The organism is Verrucomicrobiota bacterium (genome assembly GCA_016871675.1).
GTDB lineage: Bacteria > Verrucomicrobiota > Verrucomicrobiia > Limisphaerales > VHCN01 > VHCN01.
In genome coordinates, this window is the sequence record VHCN01000101.1 from 1 (window position 1) to 7,867 (window position 7,867).

General features: G+C 64.6%; 8 protein-coding genes. All 8 read left to right on the forward strand.

Going from position 1 to position 7,867, the window contains the following annotated elements:
- The coding region (locus FJ386_14510; GenBank protein MBM3877901.1) for an NADH-quinone oxidoreductase subunit L at positions 1 to 335 on the forward strand (335 nt) is incomplete at its 5' end.
- 3 nt (positions 336 to 338) lie between these two features.
- Positions 339 to 1,400: an NADH-quinone oxidoreductase subunit NuoH gene (gene nuoH / locus FJ386_14515; GenBank protein ID MBM3877902.1), complete on the forward strand. Its 1,062-nt coding sequence runs from the start codon at positions 339 to 341 to the stop codon at positions 1,398 to 1,400.
- 1 nt (position 1,401) lies between these two features.
- Complete coding sequence (locus tag FJ386_14520) at positions 1,402 to 1,959, forward strand: NADH-quinone oxidoreductase subunit I (protein MBM3877903.1); 558 nt, start codon at positions 1,402 to 1,404, stop codon at positions 1,957 to 1,959.
- Between the two features lie 16 nt (positions 1,960 to 1,975).
- Complete coding sequence (locus FJ386_14525) at positions 1,976 to 2,488, forward strand: NADH-quinone oxidoreductase subunit J (GenBank protein ID MBM3877904.1); 513 nt, start codon at positions 1,976 to 1,978, stop codon at positions 2,486 to 2,488.
- The gene (gene nuoK, locus FJ386_14530; protein MBM3877905.1) at positions 2,485 to 2,793 is read left to right on the forward strand and encodes an NADH-quinone oxidoreductase subunit NuoK; all 309 of its coding nucleotides are present in this window, start codon (positions 2,485 to 2,487) and stop codon (positions 2,791 to 2,793) included. The genes FJ386_14525 and nuoK overlap by 4 nt, the downstream gene beginning before the upstream one ends.
- Before the next feature lie 36 nt (positions 2,794 to 2,829).
- Complete coding sequence (gene nuoL, locus FJ386_14535) at positions 2,830 to 4,767, forward strand: NADH-quinone oxidoreductase subunit L (GenBank protein MBM3877906.1); 1,938 nt, start codon at positions 2,830 to 2,832, stop codon at positions 4,765 to 4,767.
- Between the two features lie 3 nt (positions 4,768 to 4,770).
- Positions 4,771 to 6,330: an NADH-quinone oxidoreductase subunit M gene (locus tag FJ386_14540; protein MBM3877907.1), complete on the forward strand. Its 1,560-nt coding sequence runs from the start codon at positions 4,771 to 4,773 to the stop codon at positions 6,328 to 6,330.
- 124 nt (positions 6,331 to 6,454) lie between these two features.
- On the forward strand, positions 6,455 to 7,867 hold a 1,413-nt coding region (locus FJ386_14545; GenBank protein ID MBM3877908.1), incomplete at its 3' end, for an NADH-quinone oxidoreductase subunit N.

Consider the following 7,867-nt stretch of genomic DNA (forward strand, 5'->3'; position numbering starts at 1 on the left):
TCGCGCGCCTCGACACGCTCATCGTCAGCGACATCCTGCCGAATCGCACCACGGCGCTCGCGCACTACCTGTTGCCCGGCTGCGCGCACGCGGAGAAGCGCGGCACGTTCACGAACACCAAGGGCCGCGTGCAGAAGTTCATGAAAGCCGTCGAGCCACCCGGCGACGCGCGGCCCGAGTGGGAGTGCCTGCGCGAACTCGTGCTGAACATCACGGGCCAGGACGGCTTCGCCACGATCGAGGGCTTGTTCGACCGGATGGCGAAGGAAGTGCCGGCGTTCAACGGTCTCACGTGGGCCGCGCTTGGCGACACGGGAGTATCGGTGCAAGTCTGACGCATGGACTGGAATTGCCTCATCTTCTCGCTCGTCAAGATCGGCTGCGTGCTGGGCGTGTTGCTCACGATGGTCGCCTACGCGGTGCTCGTGGAGCGCAAGGTCTCGGCATGGATTCAGGACCGCGTGGGGCCGAACCGCGTCGCGCTGCCGCTCGTGGGCGCGCTGCCCGTCATTGGCCCGGCGCTCACGCGCCTCGGCTTCTGGCAGCCGCTGGTGGACGGCGTGAAGGCGTTCATCAAGGAGGACTTCACGCCCGCGCACGTGCGCAAGGGCTGGTTTTCGCTCGCGCCCGCCGTGGCGATGGTGCCCGCGCTGCTCGTCATCGCGGTCATCCCGTTCGGCTCCACTCTTGGCGATCAAAAGATGGTCATCGCGGACCTCAATGTCGGCATCCTCTACACGTTCGGCATCGTGTCGCTCGGCGTGTATGGCATCGTGCTTGCGGGCTACGCGAGCAACTCCAAGTTTCCTTTCCTCGGCGGCATCCGTTCGAGCGCGCAGATGATCTCGTATGAAATCAGCATGGGCATGAGCGTCATCCCCGTGTGCCTCATCGCGGGCGATTTGAACCTCGGCCAGATCATTGCGTATCAGGCGGCGCACGGCTGGCTCATCCTTTACGCGCCGGTGTCGTTCCTCATCTTCCTCGTTGCCGCGTTCGCGGAGACGAACCGCCTGCCGTTCGATTTGCCGGAGGCGGAAACCGAGCTCGTCGGCGGCTACCACACCGAATACAGCTCGATGCGCTTCGGCATGTTCTTCATGGGCGAATACGCCGCGATGTTCGCGGGCACCGCGATGATGGTGACGCTGTTCTTCGGCGGCTGGACGCTGCCGTGGTGGGGCCTCGACAAACCGGCGGAGTCACTCGGCATGGGCCTCGCGCACATCGGCATCTTCCTCGCGAAGATGCTTGCGCTGATGCTCGTGTTCATCTGGGTGCGGTGGATGCTGCCGCGGTTCCGTTACGACCAGTTGATGGACCTCGGCTGGCGCAAGTTCATCCCGCTCGCGCTCGCGAACATCCTCGCGACGGCCGTGTGGCTGTGGATGAAGTCATGACATGATCGTCAAACGCCCAACCCTGTCCTTGTGGGAGCGGTTTTACCTGCCGGCCGTCGTCGGCGGGTTCAAGGTCACGTGGCGGCACTTCAAGAACACGCTGTTCCGGGGCAAGGCCGTCACGATGCAGTATCCCGAGCAGAAGTGGGTCGTGCCCGAAGGCTACCGCGGCGCGCCGTATCTCGTGCGCGACCAGGACGGCGCGACCAAATGCGTCTCGTGCCAGCTCTGCGAATTCATCTGCCCGCCCAAGGCCATCAAGATCGTCCCGCCCGGACCGGCGGGGCAGGCCGCCGACCGGCCGAACGCCGAGAAGATGCCGCGCGAGTTCGAGATCAACATGCTCCGCTGCATCTTCTGCGGCCTGTGCCAGGAAGTCTGCCCGGAGGAAGCCATCTTCCTGCAGCAGGATTACTCGCTCACCGGCCTCGCGCGCGGCGAGATGATTTACAACAAGGAAAAGCTCCTCGCCCTCGGCGGCACGCACGCCGGCGTGCAGAAGTGGAAGCACAAAGCTGACGAGGCGAAGGAGCAGGAGACTTTTCCAGTGAAGGCCTGACGAATCGCAACACCACATGACGCTTCCGGACACACTTTTCTACCTGTTCGCCGCGCTCACGCTCGGGTGCGCCTTCCTGGTCGTGGCCAATCCGTTCAGCCGCAACCCGGTCACGAGCGCGATGTTCCTCGTGCTCACCATCGTATCACTCGCGGGGCTGTTCGTGCTGCTGCACGCCTACTTCCTCGCGGCGGTGCAAATCCTCGTCTATGCCGGCGCGGTGATGGTGCTGTTCCTGTTTGTCATCATGCTCCTGGATCTCAAGGCGGAGGAGCGGCGGCGCTTCAACGTGTTCGCGCTCGTGCTCGGCTGTGCCTCGGTCGCCGGGCTGCTGGCGATTCTCGCCAAGACCATCCACGACTCGGACGCCGGAGCCGGACTCCAGCCCGCGCTCTCGGGCGAGACGCGCAACCTCGGGCTCGACCTGTTCACGAAGGGCCAGTTCCTGCTGCCGTTTGAGGTCGTGTCGCTGCTGCTGCTTGTCGCGATGGTCGGCGTGATTTTGTTGAGCAAGAGGGAACTGAAATGATCCACGTCGGGCTTGAACATTATCTCTTCGTGAGCGCGGCGCTGTTTGGCCTCGGGCTGCTCGGCGTCATCGTGCGGCGCAACCTGCTCGTCATTTACATGTCGCTCGAGCTGATGCTCAACGCCGCCAACCTCGCGCTTGTCGCGTTCTCGCGGTTCAACAACAACCTCGATGGCCAGCTCCTGGTGTTTTTCGTCATCACCGTCGCCGCGGCGGAGGTCGCCGTCGGCCTGGCGCTCATCGTCGCGCTCTACCGCAAGCGCCAATCGGCGCACGTCGAGGACCTTGCCTCGTTGAAACTCTGACGCATGTCATTCCTCGCCGACACCACCGCCTCCGGCATGCCCGTCGCGCTGCCGTGGCTCATCCTGCTGCTGCCGCTCGCGGCGGCGGTGGTGATCGCGCTCTTCACACTGCGGCGCGACAAACTGAGCGTGACGCTCTCGACCGGCGCCGTCACGTTGAGCTTTGCCGGCAGCGTCTTCCTGTTCTTCTTCACCGGCGATCACGCGACCGATGTGCCCGAGCGAAGGGTTTATTGGCTCGATGTCGGCGGCTTCAAGGTCAGCGTCCAACTCCTCGTGGACCGGCTGAGCGCGCTCATGACGCTCGTGGTCACCGGCGTGGCGATGCTCATCCACATCTACTCGCGCGGCTACATGGCGGGCGACCGTTCGTTCGCGCGATACTTCGCCACGCTCAGCCTCTTTACGTTTTCGATGCTCGGCATCGTGCTCGCGAACAACTTCGTGGTGCTTTTTATCTTCTGGGAGCTCGTGGGCGTGTCGAGCTACCTGCTCATCGGGTTTTGGTTTGAGAAACCCACCGCTGCGGACGCGGCGAAGAAGGCGTTCCTCTGCAATCGCATCGGGGACGTCGGGTTCATCCTCGGCATTCTTATTCTGTGGGGGCTTGCCACGGTGAAGGGCGCGGGCGGCCACTTCGACGCGCTGCGGTTCCAGTCGTTGCAGCAGTTCATCGAAACCAAGGACGGCTTCGGTGAATGGGCCACGCTCGCGGGCGTGTTGATTTTCTGCGGTTGTATCGGCAAGTCCGCGCAGTTCCCGCTGCACGTGTGGCTGCCCGACGCGATGGAAGGCCCGACGCCCGTGAGCGCGCTCATCCACGCGGCGACGATGGTCGCGGCGGGCATCTACATGCTCTGCCGGGTCATCTTCGTGCTGAGCGTGCCGGGCTCGGACGCGCTCACGGTCATCGCGTGGATTGGCGGCATCACCGCGCTGCTCGCGGCGCTCATGGCGGTGCAGCAGGACGACATCAAGCGCATCCTCGCCTACTCCACCCTGTCGCAGCTCGGCTACATGGTCATGGCCGTCGGGCTCACACCGTTGCAAGTCGTCGAGGTGGACCCCGCGTGGGCCGGCCCGGCGCCGGCGATGTATCACCTCGTCACGCACGCGTTTTTCAAGGCGCTGCTCTTTCTCGGCGCGGGCTCGGTCATTGTTGCGCTGCATCACGAGCAGAACATCTGGAAGATGGGCGGGCTCGGCCCGCGGATGCCGTGGACGTTCGGCACGTTCCTGCTCGGCACGCTCGCGTTGTGCGGAGTTCCGCCGCTCTCGGGCTTCTACAGCAAGGACTCCATCCTTGCGCTTGCGGCGGCGACGAACCCGGGGTTTTTCGCCGTTGCAGTGTTCGTCGCGGCGCTGACGGCGTTTTACATGACGCGGCTGTTCGTGGTCGCGTTCCTCGGCGGGGCGAAGGGCGGGGCGGCGGACCACGCGCATGAATCGCCCGGGGTGATGACGTGGCCGTTGCGAATCCTCGCCGCGCTCAGCGTCGTGGCGGGCTTCCTCGGGCTCGAAGGCTACCTCGCGCATCACTTCAACGCCCACGCCGCGGCGCACATCGAGCCGTGGTGGGAGGCGCCGTTTGCGCCGTTCAATCACTCGCCGCTCGCCGCATGGTTTGGCCTGTTTGCCGTGATGATCGGCGTCTCCGTGGCGTGGTCGCTTTATCACGGCGCCGAGCGCGACCCGCTGCCCGTGAAGCTTGGGTCACTCGCCCGGGCGATGCGGAATCGTTTCGGCTTCGACGAGGCTTACGAGGAGATCGTGGCCAAGACGCAGGACGCGCTGGCGTCGTTCGCGGACTGGTTCGACCGCTGGATTGTCGCCGGCCTGATGGTCCGCGGCGCGCACGGCACGACGGAACTGCTCGGCCGGGCGCTTCGGTTGGTGCAGACCGGCAGCCTGCAAACGTATGCGTTCCTGTTCGCGGCGGGAGTTGTTGTCGTGTTGATCTGCGTCCTCCACTGAGCCATGACGAACCTGCTCTCCGCCATTTTCCTGGTCCCGCTGCTGGCCGCGGCGCTGGTGCTGTTCATTCCGCGCCCCTACCGGTTTCTCATCCGGCTCGTGGCGCTCGCGGCGACACTGGGCTCGATGGCGCTCGCCTTCGCGCTGTTCCTGAAATTCGACTCGGCCCCCGCCGTGGATGGATTCAAGTTCAACGTCCAGCATCCGTGGGCACCTTCGCTGGGCATCAGCTATCACGTGGGCGTGGACGGTCTGAACCTCGGGCTGATCGTGATGGGAGCGATTGTCGCCTTCGCGGCCGCCTGCGCATCGCACGAGATCAAGTCGCGCGAGAAGGACTACTACGTGCTGTTGCTGCTGATGAGCGGCGGCATCCTCGGCGCGTTCGCCTCGCTGGACCTGTTCTTCCTCTACTTCTTCCACGAACTGGCGCTCGTGCCGACGTTTATCATGATCGGCGTGTGGGGGCGCGGCGAGGAGCGCAACTACGCGACCTTCAAGATGACGCTTTACCTGAGCCTCGGCGCGCTCATCGCGCTGGCCGGGCTCATCGCGCTTTATTTTGAATCGGGCGCGAAGACGTTCGACATCGTCGCGCTCACCCGTCATGTGCAGGACAATCCGCGCATGCTTCCGGCTGGCGCGCAGGGCTACATCTTCCCGCTGCTGCTGTTCGGTTTCGGCATTCTCGTGTCGCTCTGGCCATTCCACACGTGGGCGCCGCTCGGCTACGGCGCGGCGCCGACGGCGACGGCGATGCTGCACGCGGGTGTGCTGAAGAAATTCGGGCTCTACGGGCTCATCCGCGTGGCATTGCCGCTCCTGCCCGAGGGCTCGCAAGCGTGGCTGCACCTGCTTGCGTGGTTGTGCCTCGGGAACATCGTGTATTGCGGACTCGTGGCGGCCCGGCAACGCGACCTGAACCTGCTCATCGGCAACTCAAGCGTGGCGCACATGGGCTTTGTGTTCCTCGGCATCGCGAGCCTCAACCTCATCGGCATCACCGGCGCGGTGGTCGTGATGGTCGCGCACGGACTGCTCGCGGCGTTGACGTTTGGACTCGCGGGCTACCTCCGCCAGCAGACAGGCACGGTGGACATGGACAGGCTCGGCGGGCTGATGCGGCCGATGCCGTTCATCGGCTCAGCCTTCGTCATGGCGGCGCTTGCGGGCTGCGGGCTTCCCGGTTTCGGCAACTTCGCCGGCGAAATCATGGTGCTGTTCGGCGCGTGGCGGCCGTTCGGACTCGTGACGGTGTTCGCTGCGTGGGGCGCGCTCGTGATCGGAGCGGTCTACATGCTTCGCGCGGTGCGGAACATCTTGCACGGACCGCTTGAATCCCACCTGCCGGCGGTGGCCGATGCGTCGGCGTGGCGCAAGGTTCCCTTTGTCCTCCTGCTGGCCGTGTTGCTCGCCCTCGGCATCTGGCCCCGGTTGCTTGTGGACAAAGTGCAGCCGGCGGTCGAGCCCATCGTGAAACTGGCCAACGGGCCGGAATTCAAACGGTCCGCGCAAGCGGCCGGCAAGCAGGCTGAATTGCGGGAAGCCCCACGTTCCCAATGAACCGCCGCTTGCCACGAGTGAACACCTCCACACACTTTCATGACGCGAAGCGCCGGCGTCGGCGGGCAACCGGGTCTGAACGGGTCCAGCCTTTGCGCCTTCGGGCCTTTGCCCCAACACGAGGATGAACACGCCTTTGATCAGCCTTGAGATCGCCGTGGCCGTGCTCGGCGTGATGGTGCTTCTGCTGGATCTGTGGACGGATCCGGAGGACCAGCGCTGGCTCCGTCACGGCGCCGCGGGCGTGGTCGCGCTGCTGTTCGCTCTCACGTTTACCGACCAGTTCACGGTGAAGCCAGCGGCGGAGACGGCGTTTGGCGGCGCGTATGTGTTCGACGAGCTGGCGCTTTTCTTCAAGCGGTTCTTCCTGCTGGCCGCAGCGCTGGTGCTCGTCATGGCCGCGGAGTTTTCGGACCGGTTCAAGACCGGCGGGTCCGAATACTGCGCGCTCGTGCTCTTCGCACTCACGGGGATGCTCTTCGCAGCATCGGCGAACGATTTGATGATGTTGTTCGTGTCGGTCGAGTTGATCACGGTGACGTTTTATGTGCTCGTGAGTTTCCAGCGTGAGCGCACCCAGTCGCTCGAGGCGGGCATGAAGTATCTCATCCTCGGCGCGCTGTCGTCGGGCTTCCTCGTGTATGGCATCGCGCTCATCTACGGGGCGACGGGCTCGATGTCCTTCGGGGAAATCAGCCGGAAGCTCGAGGCGTCGCACGCGCTCGGGCACGGCGGGTTGTTCCGTGTCGGCGTGCTGCTGGTGGTCGCGGGGCTCGCGTTCAAGCTGGCGACGGTGCCGTTCCAATTCTGGGCGCCGGATGTGTATCAGGGGGCGCCGACGCCGACGTCGGCCTTCCTCGCCGCGGGCTCGAAGGCGGCGGGCGTGGTGTTGTTGATCCGGCTGCTGCGCTACGCCCTCGCGGAGGAGGCGGGCGAGTTGCTTGAGAAACTCTTCATGGCCATTGCTGCACTGACCATTGTCTACGGGAGTCTGTGCGCGATCCCGCAGCGAAACTTGAAGCGCCTGCTCGGCTACTCGAGCATCGCGAGCGCGGGCTATTTGATGCTCGGTTTCACCGCGATGACGACGGCGGGATTCAACGGCATTCTCTATTATCTCATGGGCTGGCTGTTCGGCGTGGCGGCCGCCTTTGCGGTCCTTTGCGCGGTGAGCCGGGTGACGGGCAGTGACGACATCGCGTCGCTTGCGGGATTGCACACCCGCTCGCCACTGCTCGCCGTGACGATGACGCTTGCGATCGTTTCGCTCGCAGGGGTGCCGCCGCTGGCAGGCTTTCTCGGCAAGTTTCTACTCTTCAAAGCGGTGGTCGAGGAGGGGATCAAGTATCCGCTCTACTATCCGTTGCTCGGTGTGGCCGTGGTGGGAGTGGTGATCTCGCTCTACTACTACTTCGGCGTGGTGCGCGCGATCTGGTGGTCGAAGCCGGATGCGGATGTTTCGGCGATGGACGTTTCGCCCGTGATGCGGTGTCTGTTGATCGTGTGCGTCGCCGGGCTGCTCTGGCTTGGATTGTTT